Source organism: Streptomyces finlayi (genome assembly GCF_014216315.1).
Taxonomy (GTDB): domain Bacteria; phylum Actinomycetota; class Actinomycetes; order Streptomycetales; family Streptomycetaceae; genus Streptomyces; species Streptomyces finlayi_A.
Genome location: NZ_CP045702.1, coordinates 3,323,079 through 3,343,588 on the forward strand (window position 1 = coordinate 3,323,079; position 20,510 = coordinate 3,343,588).

20 protein-coding genes and 1 riboswitch are annotated in these 20,510 nt (G+C 69.5%); of the genes, 10 read left to right on the top strand and 10 right to left on the bottom strand.

From position 1 onward, the window contains the following. Positions 1-85: 85 nt before the first annotated feature. From groL to thrC, 4 genes are all read right to left on the bottom strand, one after another. The gene (gene groL, locus F0344_RS15285; protein ID WP_185299321.1) at positions 86-1,708 is read right to left on the bottom strand and encodes a chaperonin GroEL; all 1,623 of its coding nucleotides are present in this window, start codon (positions 1,706-1,708) and stop codon (positions 86-88) included. A 365-nt stretch (positions 1,709-2,073) separates the two neighbouring features. Next, the gene (locus F0344_RS15290; RefSeq protein WP_003967346.1) at positions 2,074-2,280 is read right to left on the bottom strand and encodes a cold-shock protein; all 207 of its coding nucleotides are present in this window, start codon (positions 2,278-2,280) and stop codon (positions 2,074-2,076) included. A 437-nt stretch (positions 2,281-2,717) separates the two neighbouring features. Further along, a complete protein-coding gene (locus tag F0344_RS15295) occupies positions 2,718-2,993 on the bottom strand; it encodes a MoaD/ThiS family protein (RefSeq protein ID WP_185299322.1) in 276 nt (91 codons plus the stop codon). A 29-nt stretch (positions 2,994-3,022) separates the two neighbouring features. After that, a complete protein-coding gene (thrC, locus tag F0344_RS15300) occupies positions 3,023-4,315 on the bottom strand; it encodes a threonine synthase (protein ID WP_185299323.1) in 1,293 nt (430 codons plus the stop codon). Between the two features lie 18 nt (positions 4,316-4,333). Then, positions 4,334-4,461: riboswitch (SAM riboswitch) on the bottom strand. A 152-nt stretch (positions 4,462-4,613) separates the two neighbouring features. Between thrC and F0344_RS15305 the strand changes: the two genes are divergently transcribed. The 3 genes from F0344_RS15305 to F0344_RS15315 all read left to right on the top strand — a co-directional run bounded on the left by F0344_RS15305 (position 4,614) and on the right by F0344_RS15315 (position 7,254). After that, the gene (locus tag F0344_RS15305) at positions 4,614-5,564 is read left to right on the top strand and encodes a glucosyl-3-phosphoglycerate synthase (protein ID WP_185299324.1); all 951 of its coding nucleotides are present in this window, start codon (positions 4,614-4,616) and stop codon (positions 5,562-5,564) included. 37 nt (positions 5,565-5,601) lie between these two features. Next, positions 5,602-5,796 carry a hypothetical protein gene (locus F0344_RS15310; protein WP_185299325.1) on the top strand — a complete coding sequence of 65 codons (195 nt, stop codon included), beginning with the start codon at positions 5,602-5,604 and terminating at the stop codon, positions 5,794-5,796. A 78-nt stretch (positions 5,797-5,874) separates the two neighbouring features. After that, entirely contained in the window at positions 5,875-7,254 is a 1,380-nt protein-coding gene (locus F0344_RS15315) for an alpha,alpha-trehalose-phosphate synthase (UDP-forming) (RefSeq protein ID WP_185299326.1), read from the top strand. On the opposite strand, the gene otsB is transcribed toward F0344_RS15315, so the two are convergent. The 3 genes from otsB to F0344_RS15330 all read right to left on the bottom strand — a co-directional run bounded on the left by otsB (position 7,231) and on the right by F0344_RS15330 (position 9,022). Then, positions 7,231-8,082: a trehalose-phosphatase gene (gene otsB / locus F0344_RS15320; protein ID WP_185299327.1), complete on the bottom strand. Its 852-nt coding sequence runs from the start codon at positions 8,080-8,082 to the stop codon at positions 7,231-7,233. The genes F0344_RS15315 and otsB overlap by 24 nt on opposite strands. 167 nt (positions 8,083-8,249) lie before the next feature. Further along, the gene (locus F0344_RS15325) at positions 8,250-8,486 is read right to left on the bottom strand and encodes a DUF3263 domain-containing protein (protein ID WP_185299328.1); all 237 of its coding nucleotides are present in this window, start codon (positions 8,484-8,486) and stop codon (positions 8,250-8,252) included. Beyond that, positions 8,483-9,022 carry a helix-turn-helix domain-containing protein gene (locus tag F0344_RS15330; RefSeq protein ID WP_185299329.1) on the bottom strand — a complete coding sequence of 180 codons (540 nt, stop codon included), beginning with the start codon at positions 9,020-9,022 and terminating at the stop codon, positions 8,483-8,485. The genes F0344_RS15325 and F0344_RS15330 overlap by 4 nt, the downstream gene beginning before the upstream one ends. A 260-nt stretch (positions 9,023-9,282) precedes the next feature. On the opposite strand from F0344_RS15330, the gene F0344_RS15335 reads away from it, so the two are divergent. Together F0344_RS15335 and F0344_RS15340 are read left to right on the top strand one after the other, a co-directional pair. Further along, positions 9,283-9,738, top strand: coding sequence for a hypothetical protein (locus F0344_RS15335; protein WP_185299330.1), 456 nt, complete (start codon positions 9,283-9,285; stop codon positions 9,736-9,738). A 135-nt stretch (positions 9,739-9,873) separates the two neighbouring features. Beyond that, positions 9,874-11,934 carry a hypothetical protein gene (locus F0344_RS15340; RefSeq protein WP_185299331.1) on the top strand — a complete coding sequence of 687 codons (2,061 nt, stop codon included), beginning with the start codon at positions 9,874-9,876 and terminating at the stop codon, positions 11,932-11,934. A 168-nt stretch (positions 11,935-12,102) separates the two neighbouring features. Here F0344_RS15340 and F0344_RS15345 read toward each other — a convergent pair whose 3' ends face one another. Beyond that, the gene (locus F0344_RS15345) at positions 12,103-13,380 is read right to left on the bottom strand and encodes an ABC transporter substrate-binding protein (protein ID WP_185299332.1); all 1,278 of its coding nucleotides are present in this window, start codon (positions 13,378-13,380) and stop codon (positions 12,103-12,105) included. A 227-nt stretch (positions 13,381-13,607) separates the two neighbouring features. Between F0344_RS15345 and F0344_RS15350 the strand changes: the two genes are divergently transcribed. From F0344_RS15350 to F0344_RS15365, 4 genes are read left to right on the top strand one after another with little or no spacing between them, the layout of a single operon-like run. Beyond that, positions 13,608-14,501, top strand: coding sequence for an ROK family protein (locus F0344_RS15350; protein ID WP_258050264.1), 894 nt, complete (start codon positions 13,608-13,610; stop codon positions 14,499-14,501). Beyond that, positions 14,501-15,652 (top strand): N-acetylglucosamine-6-phosphate deacetylase, encoded by a 1,152-nt coding sequence (gene nagA / locus F0344_RS15355; protein WP_185299334.1) that lies wholly within the window; start codon positions 14,501-14,503, stop codon positions 15,650-15,652. Before F0344_RS15350 ends, nagA begins: the two co-directional genes overlap by 1 nt. Next, entirely contained in the window at positions 15,649-15,798 is a 150-nt protein-coding gene (locus tag F0344_RS15360) for a hypothetical protein (protein WP_185299335.1), read from the top strand. Before nagA ends, F0344_RS15360 begins: the two co-directional genes overlap by 4 nt. After that, complete coding sequence (locus tag F0344_RS15365; protein ID WP_185299336.1) at positions 15,795-16,715, top strand: 1-phosphofructokinase family hexose kinase; 921 nt, start codon at positions 15,795-15,797, stop codon at positions 16,713-16,715. The genes F0344_RS15360 and F0344_RS15365 overlap by 4 nt, the downstream gene beginning before the upstream one ends. A 98-nt stretch (positions 16,716-16,813) precedes the next feature. Here the strand turns inward: F0344_RS15365 and F0344_RS15370 are convergent, their stop codons facing one another. Next, on the bottom strand, positions 16,814-17,773 hold the full coding sequence (locus F0344_RS15370) for a carbohydrate-binding protein (RefSeq protein WP_185299337.1): 960 nt from the start codon (positions 17,771-17,773) through the stop codon (positions 16,814-16,816). A 143-nt stretch (positions 17,774-17,916) separates the two neighbouring features. After that, positions 17,917-19,572: a diguanylate cyclase CdgB gene (gene cdgB / locus F0344_RS15375; protein WP_185299338.1), complete on the bottom strand. Its 1,656-nt coding sequence runs from the start codon at positions 19,570-19,572 to the stop codon at positions 17,917-17,919. 424 nt (positions 19,573-19,996) lie between these two features. On the opposite strand from cdgB, the gene F0344_RS15380 reads away from it, so the two are divergent. Beyond that, entirely contained in the window at positions 19,997-20,503 is a 507-nt protein-coding gene (locus F0344_RS15380) for a flavin reductase family protein (protein WP_185299339.1), read from the top strand. Positions 20,504-20,510: the final 7 nt, after the last annotated feature.

A 20,510-nucleotide genomic window follows, 5' to 3' on the forward strand; every position in this document is an offset into this window, starting at 1 on the left:
GGCCCCTGGGACGAATCCCAGGGGCCGGGGCCTGCAACGTTCAACTACACCTACGACTGCGACCGCACTACTGATCCGGGAGGGATCAGAAGTCCATGTCGCCGCCCGGCATGCCGCCCGGGGCAGCCGCGCCGGCCTTCTCGGGCTTGTCGGCGATGACGGCCTCGGTGGTGAGGAAGAGCGCGGCGATGGACGCGGCGTTCTGCAGAGCGGAGCGCGTGACCTTCGCCGGGTCGATGATGCCCTCGGCGATCATGTCGACGTACTCACCGGTCGCGGCGTTGAGGCCGTGACCGATCGGCAGGTTGCGCACCTTCTCGACGACGACTCCACCCTCAAGACCACCGTTGACGGCGATCTGCTTGAGCGGGGCCTCCAGCGCGAGCTTCACGGCGTTGGCGCCCGTGGCCTCGTCACCGGTCAGGTCGAGCTTCTCGAAGACGGCCGTGGCCTGGAGCAGAGCCACGCCACCACCGGCGACGATGCCCTCCTCGACAGCGGCCTTGGCGTTGCGCACCGCGTCCTCGATGCGGTGCTTGCGCTCCTTGAGCTCGACCTCGGTCGCGGCACCGGCCTTGATGACGGCCACGCCGCCGGCCAGCTTCGCGAGGCGCTCCTGGAGCTTCTCGCGGTCGTAGTCCGAGTCGGAGTTCTCGATCTCGGCACGGATCTGCTTGACGCGACCCTGAACCTGGTCGCTCTCGCCCGAACCGTCGACGATCGTGGTCTCGTCCTTGGTGATGACGACCTTGCGGGCACGGCCGAGCAGGTCCAGGCCGGCGTTCTCCAGCTTGAGACCGACCTCCTCGGAGATGACGGTGCCACCGGTGAGGATGGCGATGTCGCCGAGCATGGCCTTGCGGCGGTCACCGAAGCCCGGAGCCTTGACGGCGACGGACTTGAAGGTGCCACGGATCTTGTTGACGACCAGGGTCGACAGGGCCTCGCCCTCGACGTCCTCCGCGATGATCAGCAGCGGCTTACCCGACTGCATGACCTTCTCGAGCAGCGGAAGGAGGTCCTTCACGTTGCTGATCTTGGAGTTGACGATGAGGACGTACGGGTCGTCGAACGACGTCTCCATACGCTCCATGTCGGTCGCGAAGTACGCCGAGATGTAGCCCTTGTCGAAGCGCATACCCTCGGTGAGTTCCAGCTCCAGACCGAAGGTCTGGGACTCCTCGACGGTGATGACGCCTTCCTTGCCGACCTTGTCCATAGCCTCGGCGATCTTGGCGCCGATCTCGGTGTCAGCAGCGGAGATGGAGGCGGTCGAAGCGATCTGCTCCTTGGTCTCCACGTCCTTCGCCTGCTCCAGAAGAGCGGCGGAGACGGCCTCGACGGCCTTCTCGATGCCACGCTTCAGAGCCATCGGGTTGGCACCCGCGGCGACGTTGCGCAGACCCTCGCGGACGAGAGCCTGAGCGAGAACGGTGGCGGTGGTCGTACCGTCGCCGGCGACGTCGTCCGTCTTCTTGGCGACCTCCTTGACCAGCTCCGCACCGATCTTCTCGTACGGGTCCTCGAGCTCGATCTCCTTGGCGATGGAAACACCATCGTTGGTGATCGTGGGCGCGCCCCACTTCTTCTCGAGGACGACGTTACGGCCCTTGGGGCCGAGGGTGACCTTGACGGCGTCGGCGAGCTGGTTCATCCCGCGCTCGAGACCGCGCCGTGCCTCCTCATCGAACGCGATGATCTTGGCCATGTGAAGTGGTCCTCCCGGACAGGGGTGGATTTCTCCGGACCGAGAGGCGCCCGCGACGGACGGCCGGCGGCTGTGCGGTTCCTTGCCCCGCACAGCCTCCGAGCCTCACCGGCCCGGTCCAAGTTTCTGTCACTCTCACCTGGAGAGTGCTAACGCCAATGATTAGCACTCGACCCCTGCGAGTGCAAGCGTCCCCCTCGGGATGTGGACAAACAAACGGGCCGCAGGGGGGCGCGCGGAGGGGCTCGCCCTGCGTCCCCGGACGCCCCGAGGGGCCAGACACCCCGGCACGCACGGAGGGCCCGCACCCCTGGGGGTACGGGCCCTACGCGCGTGAGTGGTGTCGTTGGCCGACTGCGCCGAACTCAGCCGACGGCGAGCTTGACCATGTCTGCCTGCGGCCCCTTCTGGCCCTGCGAGATTTCGAATTCAACTCGCTGACCCTCTTCGAGGGTGCGGTACCCGTCCATCTGGATCGCGCTGTAGTGGACGAAAACATCCGCACCACCGTCGACCGCGATGAAGCCGTACCCCTTCTCCGCGTTGAACCACTTGACGGTGCCCTGAGCCATGTCCAACTCCCCTATTTCTGGCCCTTGCACAGGACCGCACTTCGCGGGCCCGGGTCAGAACTCACCCTCCGACAGGAGAGGGTGTGTGCGCCGGAACGCGTCGACCGCGGCCGAATGTATCTGCCCAACTGCCCTCTGCAACAGGTCAGTCGGACGAGAATTCTGGGCGCGACCGATCGCCCCTTTGTGGGGAACTTATGAGATTCCTGGGCAAGTCGGGCCTGACAAAGGTGACTTATGGCTCAAAGGGGTCGCACACTTTGGCTGCTTCTTATCGCGACCAGGCGCATTCTCATATGTCGCGTGGCACGGGCAGCGGAGGGGACTTCCCAACTCTACCGCGTCTAACCATCCAGAATTGCCCCCTCCGTTTCTCTCACGGAGGGGGCAACTGGGGGTGACGCTGTGAATGCCGGCGTACGGCGCCGGCCCGGCGGTCAGCCTCCGGCGACGGCCGGGATGATCGAGACGCCTGCACCGTCCGGGGTGGCCGCGTCCAGGCCACCCTCGAAGCGCACGTCGTCGTCGTTGACGTACACGTTCACGAAGCGGCGCAGCTTGCCCTGGTCGTCCAGGACGCGGGCGGCGATGCCCGGGTGGTTCTTCTCCAGGGAGTCGATCACCTCGGAGAGGACCTTCCCCTCGGCCGGAACCTCGGCCTGGCCGCCCGTGTAGGTGCGGAGGATGGTGGGGATGCGGACCTTGACGCTCATGGTGGGTGCCTTCCTTCGGTCTCGGGTGATCAGCTGGTGGCGAGGCCGGCCGCGCGGAACGCGTCCAGGCTCGGCCGGATCGTCGCGGTCGCCTGCGAGGTCGCGGCCACCGCGTCGAGCGTCTTGAGACCGTCTCCCGTGTTCAGGACGACCGTGGTCAGCGCCGGGTCGAGCAGACCCGCCTCGATCAGCTTCTTCGTCACGCCGACCGTCACGCCGCCCGCGGTCTCCGCGAAGATGCCCTCGGTCTGCGCGAGCAGCTTGATCGCCTCGACGATCTGCTCGTCGTTCACGTCCTCCACCGCGCCACCGGTACGGCGGGCGATGTCCAGGACGTACGGGCCGTCGGCCGGGTTCCCGATGGCGAGGGACTTGGCGATCGTGTTCGGCTTCTGGGGGCGCACGACGTCGTGACCGGCCTTGAAGGCCACCGACACCGGGGAGCAGCCCTCGGCCTGGGCGCCGAAGATCTTGTACGGCCTGTCCTCGACCAGGCCGAGCTTGATGAGCTCCTGGAGCCCCTTGTCGATCTTCGTGAGCTGCGAGCCCGAGGCGATCGGGATCACGAGCTGGTCGGGCAGCCGCCAGCCGAGCTGCTCGCAGATCTCGTACGCGAGGGTCTTGGAGCCCTCGCCGTAGTACGGACGCAGATTGACGTTGACGAAGCCCCAGCCCTCGCCGAGCGGGTCGCCGATGAGCTCGGAGCAGAAGCGGTTGACGTCGTCGTAGTTGCCCTCGATGCCGACCAGGTCACCGCCGTACACCGCGGCCATGACGACCTTGCCCTGCTCCAGGTCGTGCGGGATGAACACGCACGAGCGGAGACCGGCACGGGCGGCGGCGGCACCCACGGCGCCGGCGAGGTTGCCGGTGGAGGAGCAGGAGAGCGTGGTGAAACCGAAGGCACGGGCGGCCTCGACGGCGATCGCGACGACCCGGTCCTTGAAGGAGTGCGTCGGGTTCCCGGAGTCGTCCTTGACGAACAGGCCGCCGGTGACGCCCAGTTCACGGGCGAGGTTGTCGGCCTTGACCAGCTTGGTGAAGCCGGGGTTGAGGTTGGGCTTGTCCGCGACATCGGCGGGGACCGGCAGCAGCGGCGCGTAGCGCCAGATGTTGTCGGGTCCGGCCTCGATGCGCTTCTTCAGCTCGTCGGGAGAGCCGCTCGGCAGGTCGTACGCCACCTCGAGCGGCCCGAAACAGGACGCGCAGGCGAACAGGGGGCCGAGCTCGAAACGCTCGCCGCACTCACGACAGGAAAGCGCCGCGGCGGGACCGAGATCCACAGTGGAGGGGGTGTTCGTCGTTTCAGTCTGCACAGCCATGCTGGCGGAGGCCCTTTCTCCTCATCTTCCTCATGGCGAATTTCGCCACAAGACGGATTTGGCACCTTCCCCACCGTGACCTCGCGGTCGATGGGGGGGTTGCCGGGACTTCAACGGGCCGTTCCCTCAGTCCCTCTGGATGAGCGCTATGGCACTGGATCAGTGATCCAGGCGTTTGTTCGCGGGCGGACCCCGAGATGCGAGGGTCGTCCGCGTTGTTCAAGACTGTAACCGAAGCCTCGGACGGTTGAACCAGTCGTCCGAACCGCGAGATGGATCACACGCAGGGAGATTCGACGTGATCGAAGAGGTGGAGCGTTGGCTGACCAGGCGTTCCTGGTCGGCCGCCGATCGTCCGCTGGATCGCCTCGCGGCCGCCAGGTCCCGGGACCCCCACCGCGGCAGCATCAGCGTCGTCCTGCCCGCCCTCAACGAGGAGGCGACGGTCGGCGCCATCGTGACGACGATCCGGCGCGAGCTCATGGAGCGCGTGCCGCTGATCGACGAGCTGGTCGTCATCGACTCCGGATCGACGGACGCGACCGGGCGGGTCGCCACGGAGGCGGGAGCCCGGGTGGTCCACCGGGACGCGATCCTGCCCCGAATACCCACCCTCCCCGGCAAGGGCGAGGTCCTGTGGCGGTCACTGCTGGTCACGAGCGGCGAGATCGTCTGCTTCATCGACGCCGACCTGAAGGACTTCTCGGCGGACTTCGTCTCCGGGACCGTCGGCCCGCTCCTCACCGACCCCTCGGTCCAGTTCGTGAAGGCGATGTACGACCGACCGCTGGGAAACACCGCCGGTCAGGGCGGTCGTGTCACTGAACTGGTCGCACGGCCCCTGCTCAATCTGCACTGGCCGCAGCTGGCCGGCTTCGTCCAGCCGCTCGGCGGCGAGTACGCCGTACGGCGCTCCCTGCTGGAGCAGCTGCCCTTCCCCGTCGGCTACGGAGTGGAGCTGGGCCTGCTCATCGACTCGCTGCACCTGGTGGGACTGGACGCCCTGGCGCAGGTCGACGTCGGCATACGCAAACACCGCAACCAGGACAGTCAGGCGCTGGGCAGGATGGCGGCGACGATCTACCGCACCGCGCAGCTGCGGCTCTCCCGGGGCCACCTGGTGCGGCCGGTGCTCACGCAGTTCGAGCGGGGCGAGAACGGCTTCGTGCCGTGCACCTCTGCGGTCGATACGGAGGAGCGGCCTCCGATGCGGGACGTCGAGGAGTACCTGGTGCGTCGCGCGGCGTAATCGGTTCAGTCATAAAAGTCCCCTATATTTCACTTTTATGGCTTTTCCTCGACTGAGGGTCGCCGTGCGCCGGCTGCCCGGGTACGCCGCTGTCCTGCCCGTCCTCGCCGATACCGGCGGCACCAGCGAGCGGCTGTGGCTCCTCGGCGGCCTCGGGTTCGCCCTGACCGGGGCCGGGGCGGTCGCCCGCGCGGCGACGCGCGGGCGGGGGCGTGGACGCGACCACGGCTGAGGGCCCGGAGCACGGGCCCGTCCGGCCGGAGGCCGTACTCACGTTTGGGGGCTTCCGGAACGGGCTAGGTTCCGGTACATGGTCTCCGAGCACGCTGCCCAGGTTCTCGTCGCGTCCAACCGCGGCCCCGTGTCGTACACACAGGGCGAGGACGGCTCACTCACATCGAAACGGGGCGGAGGCGGACTGGTCTCCGGCCTCAGCGCGGTCGACGACAAACTGTGGGTGTGCGCGGCCCTGAGCGACGGCGACCGCGAGGCGGTCAGGCAGGGCGTCGCCGAAGAGGGCGTACGGATGCTCGACATCGACGCGGATCTCCACGCCGACGCGTACAACGGCATCGCGAACTCGGTGCTCTGGTTCGTGCACCACATGCTGTACCAGACACCGCTGGAGCCCGCGTTCGACGCGGAGTTCCGCCGGCAGTGGGCCGCGTACGAGGCGTACAACCGCGCCTTCGCCGAGGCGCTCGCCGAGGAGGCGGGCGAGGGGGCGGCGGTCCTGGTGCAGGACTACCACCTGGCACTGGTGCCGGGGATGCTCCGCGAGCTCCGCGCCGATCTGCGGATCGGACACTTCTCGCACACCCCGTGGGCGCCCGTCGACTACTTCCGCCTGCTGCCCGACGACATCGGCGAGCAGCTGCTGCGGGGCATTCTCGGCGCCGACCGCGCGGCGTTCCTCACCCGGCGCTGGGCCGACGCGTTCATCGGCTGCTGTACGGAGATCCTCGGCGGCACCGGCCGCACCCGGATCGGGGTGCACGGGCTGGGGGCGGACGCGGACTTCCTGCGCCGCCGCTCGCACGAGGCGGACGTGGACGAGCGGATGGCGGCCCTGCGGGAAGAGGTGGGCCCGGACCGCCGGACGATCGTACGCGTGGACCGCATGGAGCTCTCGAAGAACATCGTGCGCGGACTCCTCGCGTACCGGGCCCTGCTTGAGGAGCATCCGGAGTGGCGCGAGCGGGTCGCCCACATCGCGTTCGCCTACCCCTCGCGGCAGGACCTCGCGGTGTACCAGGAGTACACGGCGGCGGTCCGGACGCTGGCCCAGGAGATCAACGCGCAGTACGGGACGCCTGACTGGACCCCGGTGATCCTGCACGTGAAGGACGACTTCGCCCGCTCCCTGGCGGCGTACCGACTCGCCGACGTGGCCCTGGTCAACCCGATCCGTGACGGCATGAACCTGGTCGCCAAGGAGGTCCCCGTGGTCTCCGACGACGGCTGCGTCCTGGTGCTGTCGCGGGAGGCGGGGGCGTACGAGGAACTGGGCGACGCCTCGATCGTGGTGAACCCGTACGACGTGTCGGCCACGGCGGAGGCCCTGCACCAGGCGCTGTCGATGCCGCACGACGAGCGGGCCGACCGCACGAAGGCCCTGGCCGCCGCGGCGACGGCGCTGCCGCCGCAGCAGTGGTTCCTCGACCAGCTAGAGGCGCTGCGCGAGGGCTGACAGGAACGCGACGACGTCGGCGGGCCCCGGCAGCAACAGGTCGGCCCGCTCGGCCAGTTCGGGCACCTCCGCGCTGCCGCTGCAGACCAGCAGGCCCGGGACGCCGTCAGGGCCCTCGGTGCGGAGCGTCTCCACGGCGGCGTAGGCGGCGAGGTCACCGAGGTCGTCACCGGCGTACAGCACGGACTCGGCGTCCGTCTCGCGTACGTACTCGGCGAGTGCGACGCCCTTGTCCATGCCGGGCGGGCGCAGTTCCAGTACCAGGCGGCCGGGTTCGACGATCAGCCCGTGTTCGGCCGCGAGCCGTCCGAGGGGCTCGCGCAGCGCGTCGAAGAGGGCCTGCGGGTCGTCGGCCCGGCGGGTGTGCACGGCGACGGCCTGCCCTTTCTCCTCCACCCAACTGCCGTGCCTGGTGTCCAGCTCGTGGAGCAGGCCGGGCAGTTCGGCGCGCACGGCGGCGATGCCGGGGTGCGGGGCGGGGGCGTGCACGGTGCCGGAGACGGCGTCCCAGCGTTCGGCGCCGTAATGGCCGAGGACGACGAGGTGATCGAGTCCGGGCACGCCCGCGAAGCCGCCGTACCGCACGGCGACGTCGGCCGGGCGGCCGGTGATCACGGCGACGGACGCGACGCGTGGCGCGAGCGCGGCGAGCGCGGGGACGGCGCCGGGGTGGGCGCGGGCCTGTTCCGGGTCGGGGACGATATCGGCTAGCGTGCCGTCGAAATCGAGCGCGACCACGGCTCGGTCGGGCCGGGCGAGAATGGCCGCGAGGCCTTCTCGGCCGACCAGGGTGGTCGGGGTCGGCAGGTGATCGGGGTGACTGCCCATGGTCCGACCCTATAGCGACGCGCCTGTTCCCGGGGCCCGGCCCGCAACCCCTGGTCCTCGAATGCCGGGCAGGCTTGACATGACCGCTGCCGCGACACCCCCGGCCCGCCCGGCGTTTGAGAGTCGGGGGTCGAGGACCGGGTCGAAGCCCCGCGACAGCCGACCCGTCAGCGACGGTTCCGGCGGGCCGCGCGCACCGCTCGCAGGCGGTTCACCGTGACCGGGTCCTCCGCCAGCGCCCGTACGTCGTCGATCAGCGCGTTCAGCAGCTGGTAGTAGCGGACCGGCGACATCCCGAGCTCTTCGCGGATCGCCCGTTCCTTCGCCCCCGGCCCCGGCCAGGAGCGCCGCTCCAGGGAGAGCAGAGCTCGGTCCCGGTCGGAGAGCGGGGAGGCGTCGGTCATGTGACTTCCTCCCCCTCGTGAACGAGGGGGATTCCCCACTTCGCAGTGAGGGTTTCCTGCTTCTCAGCAGGTTGCCCCGTCCGGAAGGACTCCCGTTGAGGTCTTACACCCGCTCCACAGGCTGTAACCGCCAGTCCGGCGGACAGAATGTTGCGTGCCGCGTTCACATCGCGGTCATGCGTGGTGCCGCAGTCGCACGTCCACGCGCGGACGTTCAACGGCAGTTTCTCTCGGACGGTGCCGCATGCGGAGCACACACGGTAACTGAACGCCGACCTGGTGTACTCGGCGGAACGGCGAGTCTTCTTCTTCGACTTGAACCGGGGATACTTCGCTCGGCCCTCGAAGAAGTTCGAGAACGCCCCTTGCAGATGCCACAGCGTCTGCTGACGCTGGAACCACGCCACTGTCCGGGCTTCCGACGCCAGGTTGTAGACCTTGCGCACACACCCGAACGTGCGCGACAGCTCCGCTGCCTGCTCGTTCGTGGGGGCGAAGCGGTTCTTGAACGCCCGCTTCACCAGCTCGGTCTTCACCTCTCACAAGTTATCAGGTCTGTTCGTAACGATCGAACGGTCAGAATGGGTACGCACCGGGACTCCGCCGCTTCGCGGCTCCGGACCTCCATGAACTGTGACGTTCTGGCACTGCATGCAAAAGGTGCCCCGCGGCCTGCGACGATCCGGCTTACTGAGGACTGGATCATGAGCGGGTGGGGGCACCTTTCACGTGCAGGGTGGCAAGTGGGCACGCGGTCTGGCGATGTCGGGGGGCCGGGAAGGGACAGGTCGGGCATGTGGGCGGGGCGCATCTGCGGCTGCCGGCGGAGCGCACGGGCCTGACCTGGGAACTGTCGGCGGCGCTGACCCGGCCGGGGTTCGTGCCGCTGTGCAAGCAGGAGGCGCGTCACCAGACCTTCGCGACCGACCACCAACGCGGGCGGATCGCCCATCTCGATGGCCGGCACCGCAGACGCGCCCGGGTCGAGCCCAAGGTCCGCGATCAGAAGGCATCCGGGATCGGCCTGCTGCCCTCGCGCGAGCTGAAACTCCCCGGCACCTGGCCCTGGGCCACGGCGGCCATCCTCGCCTTCGAACGGATCCTCGTACGACAGCCGACGCGCTCCCCTGACCGAAACCGTCCCCGGACAGGGATCAACACGACACCACGGACGCAAGACCAACCGGACGTCGCCGTGAAACGACGAGGCGGGGCATGCACGGCAGGTAAATTACTGCCGCCCAGCAGGTAAAGTCCGACCGTCTTCTTGAAGAGAGAACATCTGTAAGTGTCGGCTTCCGGCCTGCGGTCATCTGATCGCGCCAGTCAGCTGGGCCGTGCGCGAGGATGTTGAGTTGCCTGGAGCCGTGAAGTGTCAGTACCACCCTTGCCCGCCTGGATTCGCACCGCAGCGGCACGCTTCTTCCTACCGACGGTGCTCGCCCTGTCATTCGCCGTGCAGGCAGTAGGTGCCCTCCTCGCCAGCGTTCCCCTGCTCATGGCCTCGACCGTTGTCGGGCTGGCGACGGACATCGCCCTGCACCGGTGGCAGCGCAACACGGCCACTGCCCTCGGGAAGCTGCACGCGACCGTACTCGTGCGCCAAGCCGTCCGGGACCTTCTGCTGGTGGCCGGCCTGATCCACATCGTGGGACAGGACCACGAGACGAAATACCTGGGTCTCGTCTGCGGTCTGCTGCTCTTCTACGCCCTGCATTCCGCATGCCGGGCGCTTGCGATCCTCGTACACCGCACCCGCACCCTGCCCGTGGTGTCCCGGAACATCGACGCCTCGCCACTGCTGCTGAGCCCCGCTCCCCCGGCGCTGCTGATGCGTAGCTCCGGGCAGCGGCTCCTCATGTTCGGTCTGCCCTCGACGGCCGGGCTGCTGACCACCGCGGCGACCGGTTCGGCCCGGTGGGCCGCCGCGGGAATCGCCCTGTCCGCTGCCGTCGCGGTGGTAGCCATCGGCATGCTGCTGCTGCGGTTGCTGCCGGGGCGCCGGCCGGTGACGAGCGAGCAGGCGCTGGAGTGGTTCGAGGCCTGGCTCGCGGAGTACCAGCCGACGGTGGGCATGTACTTCTCCGGCGCCGCGAGCTCGGCCTATCAGGCGAACATGTGGCTGGGGCCGCTGGCCCAGCTGGAGGGTCGTCCGCTGATCGTGCTGCGTGAGCGCTTCATGGTGAGGAAGATCGCGTCGACCGACATCCCGATCGTGTGTCTGCCGAAGGTCGCCGACCTGATGAGGCTGGAGCACTCGACACTGAAGATGCTGATCCACCCGTCGAACTCGGGGAAGACCTCGCAGGTGCTACGGATCCCCACCATCAAGCACGCGTTCGTCAACCACGGCGAGAGCGACAAGCTGTCCAGCTGCAATCCGTACGCGAAGGCGTACGACAACGTGTGGGTGGCCGGTCCCGCGGGGCGCCAGCGGTACGCCCTGGCGGACGTGGGTATCGACGACAGGGACGTCACCGAGATCGGACGCCCGCAACTGGACGCGATCGAGCCGTACACCGGTGCGCCCGCGGGCCCGTACACCACGGTGCTCTACGCCCCCACCTGGGAAGGGTGGGACGGCAACCCGGGCAACACCTCGATCATCGAGGCCGGTGAGAACATCGTCCGCTCCCTCCTGGCTGATCCCGGGGTCCGGCTCCTGTACAAGCCGCACCCGCTGACCGGCTCGGTCGATCCCCGGGCGGGAGCCGCGAACGCCCGGATCCAGGAGATGATCCCCGCCGCGAACGCCCTGCGTGCCGCTGCACACCCCGATGAGAGGCCCGCGCCCTCCGCAGCGGCGGAACTGGCCTACCGGACCGCCGAACTCGTCCGACTGACCACGTCCTCGTTCCGGGCGAGCGCGGACGTCGCGGAGCGGATGCTGCTCCAGACGGTCCCCGAACCCGGTCGGGCGGCGGCCGTGGCCACCGCGACCACCGCCTGGGAGGCCGCGTACTGGGCTTCGTTCCCCGCATGGGAGCACCGAGTCGTCGTCGGGGCGCAGCCGACCGTCTACGCCTGCTTCAACGTGGCCGACCTGCTGGTCAGTGATGTATCCAGCGTCATCTCCGACTATCTGGCGAGCGAGAAGCCCTACGCCGTCGCCAACACCAGCGGCCTTCCTGAGCAGGACTTCCGCGACACCTTTCCGACTGTCCGGGCAGGCGCCGTCCTCGCGCCGGACGCCTCCGGCATACCGGCCCTCCTGGAGTCCGTGCGCCACCCCGAGAAGGACGTCTACGCCGAGGCACGCAGCGAGCTCAAGCTGCACCTGCTGGGCCCCTCCGACCCGCCGTCCGTCGTCCGCCTCAACGAGGCTGCCCGTGCGCTGTGCGCGGCGGCCGACGAACACTGGGCGGGTATGGCGGTGCGATCGCTCTCAGCAATCCCGAGACAGCTGGACGCCGGATCGACGCTGGACAGCAAGCACGTCAGGAACTGAAAGGTCCGTACGCCTAGCCTGGCCGCTTACTTCGCTCATGACCGGCGACGCCCGCCCCTGTCGGCTCACCCTCCCGGTGAGGCGCCGGCCTGAGCTGGTGCGGGAAGGAACGGACGTGTCGGTCCTGATCGGCCGCACGGACAACCGCGCCACCCCACGTATCAACGGCTACTCCGCCTGCTCGGCCTGCGTCGCCTTCTTCGCTATCTCGGCGAGCACGGCCGACGGGTTGCCGCCCGGCTCCACCGCCGTGCCGATGCTCGCCTTGATCGCCTCGCTCGCCTGCGCCCAGGACGTCTTGGCGAAGGGGTAGAACTGCGAGTTCGGCAGCGCGGCCAGGAACTCCCGCAGCGGCTTGTGCCGGGCGTCCGTCTCCATCTCCGCCGAGGCGCTGTCCGTGACGGGCAGCATGTCGTACTCGTCCGCGAACGCGAGCACGTTCTCGTCGTTGTACGCGAAGTCGAAGAACTTCCCGATCTCCGCACGGTGCTTGTTCTGCTTGAAGCCCATCATCCAGTCGGCGACGCCCATGGAACCCCTGGTCGGCCCGTCGACGCCGGGCAGCGGCACCATGCCGACGTCTATCCCCTCCTTCTCGGCGTCCGCCATCAGCGTCGGGTGCCCGTTGAGCATCCCGACCTGCCCCCGGGTGAACGCGTCGAACGCCTTGGCACGGTCGAGCTTGCCCGGCGCGACGGGCCCGGTGAGCCCCTTGCCGACGAGGTTGTCCCTCAGCCAGGTGAGCGTGGCGATGTTCTGCGGGGAGTCGATGTCGTACGAGCCGACGTCGTCCGTGTAGCCGCCCCCGCCGCTGAGCAGCCACATCATGGTCTCGGCCTGGGACTCCTCCGGCCCGAGGGGCAGGGCGAAGGGGTAGCGGACGCCACGCTCCTTGAGCCGGGCGGCGCCGCTCTGGATGTCGTCCCAGGTCCTGGGCGCGTCGAGGCCCGCGTCGCCGAAGAGCTTCTTGTTGTAGAAGAGCAGGCGGGTGCTCGCGATGAACGGCAGTCCGAACTGCTCGCCGTTGACCTTGCCGGCGTCGCTCAGCGAGGGCAGGAAGTTGGCCTGCGTGCGGATGGCGAGCATCTCGTCGACCGTGTAGAGCTTGTCCTTCTTCGCGTAGTCGGCGTACGCGCCGATCTGGGCGATGTCCGGGGCCTTGTTCTGCTCCACCATCTCGGAGACCTCGCGGTCGACGTCCTTCCACGCGTAGACGTGGACGTCGACCTTGATGCCGGGATGGGCGGCCTCGAAGCTCCGGGCGAGGTTGTTCCAGTAGGTCTCGGACGTGTTCGCCGCGCCGGTGCCGTAATCGGCCGCCACGAACTTCAGGGTGACGTCACCGGAATCACCGCCGCCGCCGCACCCCGACAACGTCGCCGTCAGACCAAGCGCGGCCACCGCCGCCGTCACACCCAAAAAGCGCCGCTGCACGGCCTCGCCCATCCTCATCGAATACTTCGCTCACGTGACCCCTGCCGAAAGGGTGATTTTCCCCCACGTTCACGTAGGAGGTCTACACCACAGCAGTCTCGCTTCGGCAACGTATGACAGGGGTCCGGTTTTGTATGGAGCCTCAACAAACCGCGATAGTGGACTAGACCTTTTCGTGCCGACGGGCGAAACTGTCTCCCGTGAGACATGTCATCGCGCTCGATGTGGGCGGCACAGGTATGAAGGCTGCACTGGTCGGGGCCGACGGCACCCTCCTGTACGCGGCACGGCGCGCCACCGGCCGGGAGCGCGGTCCCGAGGCCGTCGTGGAGACGATCCTCGCCTTCGCCGCCGAACTGCGCGCGTACGGCGAGGAGCACTTCGATACCAGCGCGGTCGCCGCCGGAGTCGCCGTGCCCGGCATCGTCGACACCGAGAACGGCATCGCCGTGTACGCCTCCAACCTCGGCTGGCGTGACGTCCCCCTGCGCGCCCTGCTCGGCGAGCGCCTGGGCGGCGTACCCGTCGCGCTCGGCCACGACGTCAGGACCGGCGGCCTCGCCGAGGGCCGGATCGGCGCGGGCAAGGGCGCCGACCGCTTCCTCTTCGTGCCGCTGGGCACCGGGATCGCAGGCGCCATCGGCATAGCGGGCTCCATCGAGGAGGGCGCCCACGGCTACGCGGGCGAGATCGGGCACATCGTCGTACGGCCCGACGGCCCCGACTGCGGCTGCGGCCAGCGCGGCTGCCTGGAGACCCTGGCCTCCGCCTCCGCGGTGACCCGCGCCTGGGCCGCGGCCTGCGGAGACCCCGCCGCTGACGCCGCGGACTGCGCGAAGGCCGTCGAATCCGGCGACCCGGCCGCCGTGCGCGTGTGGCAGGACGCCGTCGACGCGCTCGCCGCCGGACTGGTCACCGCGCTCACCCTGCTCGACCCCCGCGTCCTCATCATCGGTGGCGGTCTGGCCGAGGCGGGGGAAACCTTGTTCACACCACTGCGTGCGGCTGTCGAGGAACGCGTCACGTTCCAGAAGCTGCCCGACATCGTTCCGGCGGCCCTCGGGGACACCGCCGGATGCCTGGGCGCAGGGCTGCTCGCCTGGGATCTACTCTCCACGGAGGTATCCGCCTGATGGCCGGACGCGCAGACAGCACAGTTCTCGCAGGTGCCCGGGTGGTGCTGCCGACCGGGACGGTCGAGAACGGCCGGGTGATCGTCGAGGGCGACAGGATCGCGGGCAGTGCGACGGAGGACGCCCGGACCCTCGATCTGACCGGCTACTGGGTCGTGCCCGGCTTCGTCGACATGCACAACCACGGCGGGGGCGGCGCGTCCTTCACCTCCGGCACCGTGGACGAGGTACTGACCGGCATCCGTACGCACCGCGCGCACGGCACCACGACTCTGGTGGCCTCCACCGTCACCGGCGAAATGGACTTCCTCGCCCATCGGGCCGGCATCCTCTCCGAACTGGTACAGCAGGGCGACCTGGCGGGCATCCACTTCGAGGGCCCGTTCATCTCCCCGTGCCGCAAGGGCGCCCACAGCGAGGGCCTGCTGCGCGACCCGGACCCGGCCGAGGTCCGCAAGCTGATGGACGCGGCGCGCGGCACGGCGAAGATGTTCACCCTCGCCACCGAACTGCCGGGCGGCATCGAGTCCGTACGGCTGCTCGCCGAGCACGGGGTGATCGCGGCGATCGGGCACACCGACGCCACCTACGAGCAGACCGTCGAGGCGATCGACGCGGGCGCCACCGTCGCCACGCACCTCTTCAACGCGATGCCGGGCCTCGGCCACCGCGCGCCGGGACCGATCGCGGCCCTGTTGGAGGACGAGCGGGTCACCGTCGAGCTGATCAACGACGGCACGCACCTGCACCCGGCCGCCCTGGAGCTGGCCTACCGCCACGCGGGCGCCGCCCGCGTCGCGCTGATCACGGACGCGATGGACGCGGCCGGGTTCGGCGACGGCCGGTACCAGCTCGGTCCCCTCGCGGTCGATGTCAAGGACGGTGTCGCCCGCCTGGTGGAGGGCGACTCGATCGCCGGCTCCACCCTCACCCTGGACACCGCGTTCCGCCGGTCCGTGACCGTCGACCGGATTCCCGTCGGTGATGTCGTCCAGTCCATCTCCGCCAACCCGGCGCAACTGCTGGGCGTGTACGACAAGGTCGGCTCCCTGGAACCCGGCAAGGACGCGGACCTCGTGGTCCTGGACGAGGACTTCGTCCTCAAGGGCGTCATGCGCAAGGGCGAGTGGATCATCGAGCCAGGCGCGTGACGTACGCGCGTGACGAAGAGACGGCGGTCGACCCGGCCACCTGGGCCGACCGCCGTCTCTTTGGCATGATCGTCGCGGCGGGAACCGCCACGGAGAAAGCGCGTACCATCCAGCGCGCCAGGGGATCGGAGATCCGGCGCAGGTGATCCTGACCGTCACGCTCAACACCGCGCTCGATGTGACGTACGCCGTCCCGGCCCTCGTCCCGCACTCCAGCCACCGCGTCACCGAAGTAACCGAACGCCCCGGCGGCAAGGGCCTCAACGTCGCCCGGGTGCTCGCCGCGCTGGGCCACGACACCGTGGTCACGGGCTTCGCGGGCGGCCCCACCGGAGCCGTCCTGCGCGACCTGCTCGCCGCGCTCCCGCCGCGCGACGCACTCGTCACCGTGGCCGGCAACACCCGCCGCACGATCGCCGTCGCCGACGCCGCCACCGGCGACACCACCCAGCTGAACGAGCCGGGCCCGCACGTCTCCGCCGAGGAGTGGGCCGGCTTCCTGCGTACGTACGAGGACCTGCTCACCGGAGCCGACGCGGTCGCCCTCTGCGGCAGCCTCCCGCCCGGCATCCACGTCGGCGCCTACGCCGAACTGGTCCGCACCGCCCGCACCGCCGGGGTCCCCGTCCTCCTGGACACCAGCGGCGAACCCCTGCGCCGGGGGATCGCCGCCCGCCCCGACCTCGTCAAGCCCAACGCCGACGAGCTCGCCCAGCTCACCGGGGCCCGCGAACCCCTGCGCGCCGCCCACGACGCCCGCCGCCGCGGCGCGCACAGCGTGGTCGCGTCCCTGGGCCCGGACGGAATGCTGGCCGTCACCCCGGACGGTGCCTGGCGCGCCGTACCGCCCGCCGCGGTGCGGGGCAATCCCACGGGCGCGGGCGACTCCGCGGTGGCCGGCCTGATCTCCGGCATCGCCGAGGGCCTGAGCTGGCCGGACCGGCTGATACGGGCGGTCGCCCTGTCGACGGCTACGGTGCTGGCCCCGGCCGCCGGCGAGTTCGACAGCGCGGCGTACGAGGACCTGCTGACGCGCGTCGGCGTGCAGCAGCACACGGCCTGACCCTGGGGAGCACCCCGGAAACGACACGTCCCGGCCCTCACGAGGCGAGGACCGGGAGACGGTGCACGAAGACGGTGGCCCCGCAGGGCCGGGCAGGACTACCTGGTCTGGCCCGCCGTCAGCGAGAGCTGGTCGAGATTGGCGTCGCACTGGTCGCCCGTCTCGCACGAGAGCTTCAGCGTGTTCGAGCCCTTGGTGAGGTTGACGTAGGCGTACGTGTTCGTCCACCCCTTCTCCAGGTCGCCCTCCGCGGCCTTCGCGAAGTTCTTCATGTTGATGGAGCGCGGCGCCTCGGCGTTGACCGTGAGGGTCGTCTTGGCGTCCTTGCCGGGCACGCCGTACGTCACGTGCAGCGTGTACTCGCCGGCCTCGGGCACCTCGACCGTCCAGGTCGCCGAACGGCCGACCTCGTTGAGGCTGATGTATTGGCCGTTCGCGCTCTCGGCGCCCTTGACCGTGTTCTCCAGAGCCGCCGTGCCACCGAGCGACAGCGCCGCCGCGTCCTGCTTCGGGAGCTCGGCCGGCTTCTTCTCCGGTTCCTCGGACTCCTTGGTCTTCGGGGACTCCTCGACCTCGTTGCCGGGACCGGCCGACGTACCGGCCTCGTCCTTCTTCTTGTCCGGCTCGTCGTCGTTCGACAGGAGCGCGGCGCCGATGCCGATGAGGACGACCGCGACCACGGCGACCGCCGCGATCAGCAGTGCCTTGGTGTTGGGGCCGCCCCTGCCGGAGCCGTTGCCCCGGCGGCTCTGCTGCGGGTCCTGGGGCCCACCGGAGTGGCTCTCGGGGGCCGCGTACTGCGGGTGCGGCTGTCCGTACGGTGCCTGGGGCTGCTGGCGGTAGGGCTGCTGCGGAACGTGCTGCCCGTACTGGCGCTCGCCGACGGTCCGCACCTGGTGGTACGAGGTTCTGGGCACGCCGGGCTGCGCGGCCGGGCCGGGGTAGCCGTAGCCTCCCTGGCCGGGCGCCTGGGCACCCGCCGCCTGTCCGTCCTCGTACAGGTAGCCGAACGGATCGTCGTCCTCGGGCTTGCTCGAACCGTTGCTTCCGGCCGTCATCCCTGGGTCACTCCTCACCATGTCGCCAGCCGTCGCCGACCGGCCGAGCCTACCCCGAACGGAGCACGCCACTTATTGCCGCTTCCACTCATGGACGGCATCGGAAACCGGGGCGGGGTAAGGGGATGGCCGTGCCGTAAACCTCAGCCGGCTCTGCGGTGAACCTTCGACCGGGAGCGCTTTTCGACGTACATCCGCTGGTCGGCGGAGCGCAGGACCTCTTCGGCCGTCATGCCGCACTCGGCCCAGCCGATGCCGAAGCTGGCACCTACCCTGACCGCCCTGCCATCCACCCTGATGGGCGGAATGATGGCATTCCGCAAGCGTACGGCCAGGTCTGCCGCATCCGCGGCCCCGAGACCGTCCGCGAGGACGACGAATTCGTCACCTCCGAGGCGCGCGACCGTGTCGCCGTCCCGCACACAGGTGCTGAGCCGCCTGGCCACCTCGATGAGGACGGCGTCACCGGTGTGATGTCCGAAACGGTCGTTGATGGACTTGAAGCCGTCGAGGTCGCAGAAGAGGACCGCGAGGCCCTTCGCCCCGTCGTCGTGCCCGGTGTCCGGCGCCGCCGTGTGCACATGGTGGTCGTACGGGCCGCCGCCCGGCACCGGGTCCGCGTCGTAGCCGTCGGCCTGGTAGCCGTGTGCCCGGGAGGCGTCGGCATCGCCGTACGCCGCGTCCAGCGCTTCGATCGCGGTGGAGGCCACGGAGTGAGGCCTCTCACAGAGGCGGGCGCCGAGCCTGGCCTTCAGTTCGGCGCTGTTGGGCAGTCCGGTGAGCGCGTCGTGCGAGGCGCGGTGTGCGAGGTTCAGCTCGTGGCGCTTGCGCTCCTCGATGTCCTCGACATGGGTGAGGAGGAAGCGGGGGCCGTCGGCGGTGTCGGCGACGACGGAGTTGCGCAGCGAGACCCAGAGGTACGTGCCGTCCCGGCGGCCGAGCCGCAGCTCGGCCCGGCCGCCCTCGGCCGACGTACGGAGCAGGGTGCCGATGTCCTCGGGGTGGACCAGGTCGGCGAAGGAGTAGCGGCGCAGGACGGAGGCGGGGCGGCCCAGGAGACGGCACAGGGCGTCGTTGGTGCGCAGCAGTCTGCCGTGCTGGTCGCCGCCCATCTCCGCGATGGCCATACCGCTGGGCGCGTACTCGAACGCCTGGCGGAAGGACTCCTCGCTGGCCCGCAGCGCCTGCTGTTCGCGTTCGAGTCTGACGAGGGCCCGCTGCATGTTTGCTCGGAGGCGAGCGTTACTGATCGCGATCGCCGCCTGGGAGGCGTACATCTGGAGAGCTTCGCGCCCCCATGCGCCGGGCCTGCGCATGTTGCGCGGCCGGTCGACGGATATCACGCCGAGGAGATCCTGCCCGCCACCTGACGCGTACATCGGGGCGTAGAGCCGGTCCAGGGGGTGCCACTCGTCCTCGAAGCGCGGTTCGGGACCGTCGGTGTGCCACTGGGGTACGTCGTCTTCGAGGAGGACCCAGCCCTGGGTGTGGGGTATGAAGCGAAGCTGGTCCCACATCTCGCCCATGGACAGCCGGCGCTCCCAGGACTCACGGGAACCGACCCGTCCGGTGATCAGCGCCTCGGCCGCGGAGTTGCCCGCGAACGCGGCGACGACGAGGTCGCCGTCGGGCCGCACGAGGTTGACGCAGCCCAGTTCGTAACCGAGGCCGGAGACGATTCCGTCGGCCACGGTCTGCAGGGTGTCCGCCAGACTCCGCGCCGTGTTGAGATCAGCGACGGCCTGGTGCAGCTGCCGCATGGTCGCAAGGCGGACGTAGGGTTCCGACTCGGCCTCCATTGCTCGCACTCCCCGAGACCTCGACAGCAACTCCAGGTTTCATATCGACGTACTTGTTGCAGTGTCACGGCCACTGAATCACAGCGAGCTGTGCACTCGGTACTCAGGGTCAACAAATATCGCGCTCTGTGAGCCAAGTCACAACAGGTCGTGAAGGGGGGTCGAAGCGCTTCCTCCGGTCTCCTTCGTTTTCTTGAACGCACATCTGTACGTTGCAGCCGGTTGCGGTCCCTGCGTCGCCGACCTCCCCGGGCCCGGCCTCCCCGGCTCCCCCGCCCTCCCCGGCCCCTCGTCTGCTCCCCGGGTCCTAGGACCCGGCTGGTCCCCTGGCCCGATGCGGCCGGGAGCGGCTCGGGACTAGCGTGCCGGTGTGCTGACGAAACCCCCCACCCCGCGCCCCGAAGCCATCCCCCATGCTGAGGGGGTGAGCAACGACGAGTTCCGCGCCGCCCTCGCCCGCCTGGCCGCGGGCGTGGTGCTGGTCACCGCCCAGGAGCCGCCGCTCGACGAGCACGGCAGGGGGGAGGACGTCGGGATGACGGCGACCGCTTTCATGTCGGTCTCCCTGGACCCGCCCCTGGTCATGGTCAGCCTGCGAAACGACTCCCGGATGGACGACCTGCTGGCCGAGCAGCCCCTGTGGGCGGTCTCGGTCCTCGCGGAGAGCCAGCGCCAGGTCGCGAGCCGGTTCGCCATGAAGGGCCGGATCAGCGACCGGCTGCTGTTCGCGGACGTCCCCTACATACGGGGTGAGGTGACGCATGCCCCGCTGATCGGCGGAGCGCTCGCGACCCTGGAGTGCCGGACGGAGCAGCGGGTCCTGGCGGGTGACCACACCCTGGTGATCGGCCGGGTGCTGACGGCGGACCTGCCGAGCGCGGACGGCGAGCCGCTGACGTACTTCAAGGGGCGCTACCGGCAGTTGGGCTGAGCCACCG

Coding starts and splice junctions, on each gene's coding strand:
- groL (WP_185299321.1), bottom strand. CDS start 1,708: ATGGCCAAGATCATCGCGTTCGATGAGGAGGCACGGCGCGGTCTCGAG.
- F0344_RS15290 (WP_003967346.1), bottom strand. CDS start 2,280: ATGGCTCAGGGCACCGTCAAGTGGTTCAACGCGGAGAAGGGGTACGGC.
- F0344_RS15295 (WP_185299322.1), bottom strand. CDS start 2,993: ATGAGCGTCAAGGTCCGCATCCCCACCATCCTCCGCACCTACACGGGC.
- thrC (WP_185299323.1), bottom strand. CDS start 4,315: ATGGCTGTGCAGACTGAAACGACGAACACCCCCTCCACTGTGGATCTC.
- F0344_RS15310 (WP_185299325.1), top strand. CDS start 5,602: ATGGCTTTTCCTCGACTGAGGGTCGCCGTGCGCCGGCTGCCCGGGTAC.
- F0344_RS15315 (WP_185299326.1), top strand. CDS start 5,875: ATGGTCTCCGAGCACGCTGCCCAGGTTCTCGTCGCGTCCAACCGCGGC.
- otsB (WP_185299327.1), bottom strand. CDS start 8,082: ATGGGCAGTCACCCCGATCACCTGCCGACCCCGACCACCCTGGTCGGC.
- F0344_RS15325 (WP_185299328.1), bottom strand. CDS start 8,486: ATGACCGACGCCTCCCCGCTCTCCGACCGGGACCGAGCTCTGCTCTCC.
- F0344_RS15345 (WP_185299332.1), bottom strand. CDS start 13,380: ATGGGCGAGGCCGTGCAGCGGCGCTTTTTGGGTGTGACGGCGGCGGTG.
- F0344_RS15350 (WP_258050264.1), top strand. CDS start 13,608: ATGAAGGCTGCACTGGTCGGGGCCGACGGCACCCTCCTGTACGCGGCA.
- nagA (WP_185299334.1), top strand. CDS start 14,501: ATGGCCGGACGCGCAGACAGCACAGTTCTCGCAGGTGCCCGGGTGGTG.
- F0344_RS15370 (WP_185299337.1), bottom strand. CDS start 17,773: ATGACGGCCGGAAGCAACGGTTCGAGCAAGCCCGAGGACGACGATCCG.
- cdgB (WP_185299338.1), bottom strand. CDS start 19,572: ATGGAGGCCGAGTCGGAACCCTACGTCCGCCTTGCGACCATGCGGCAG.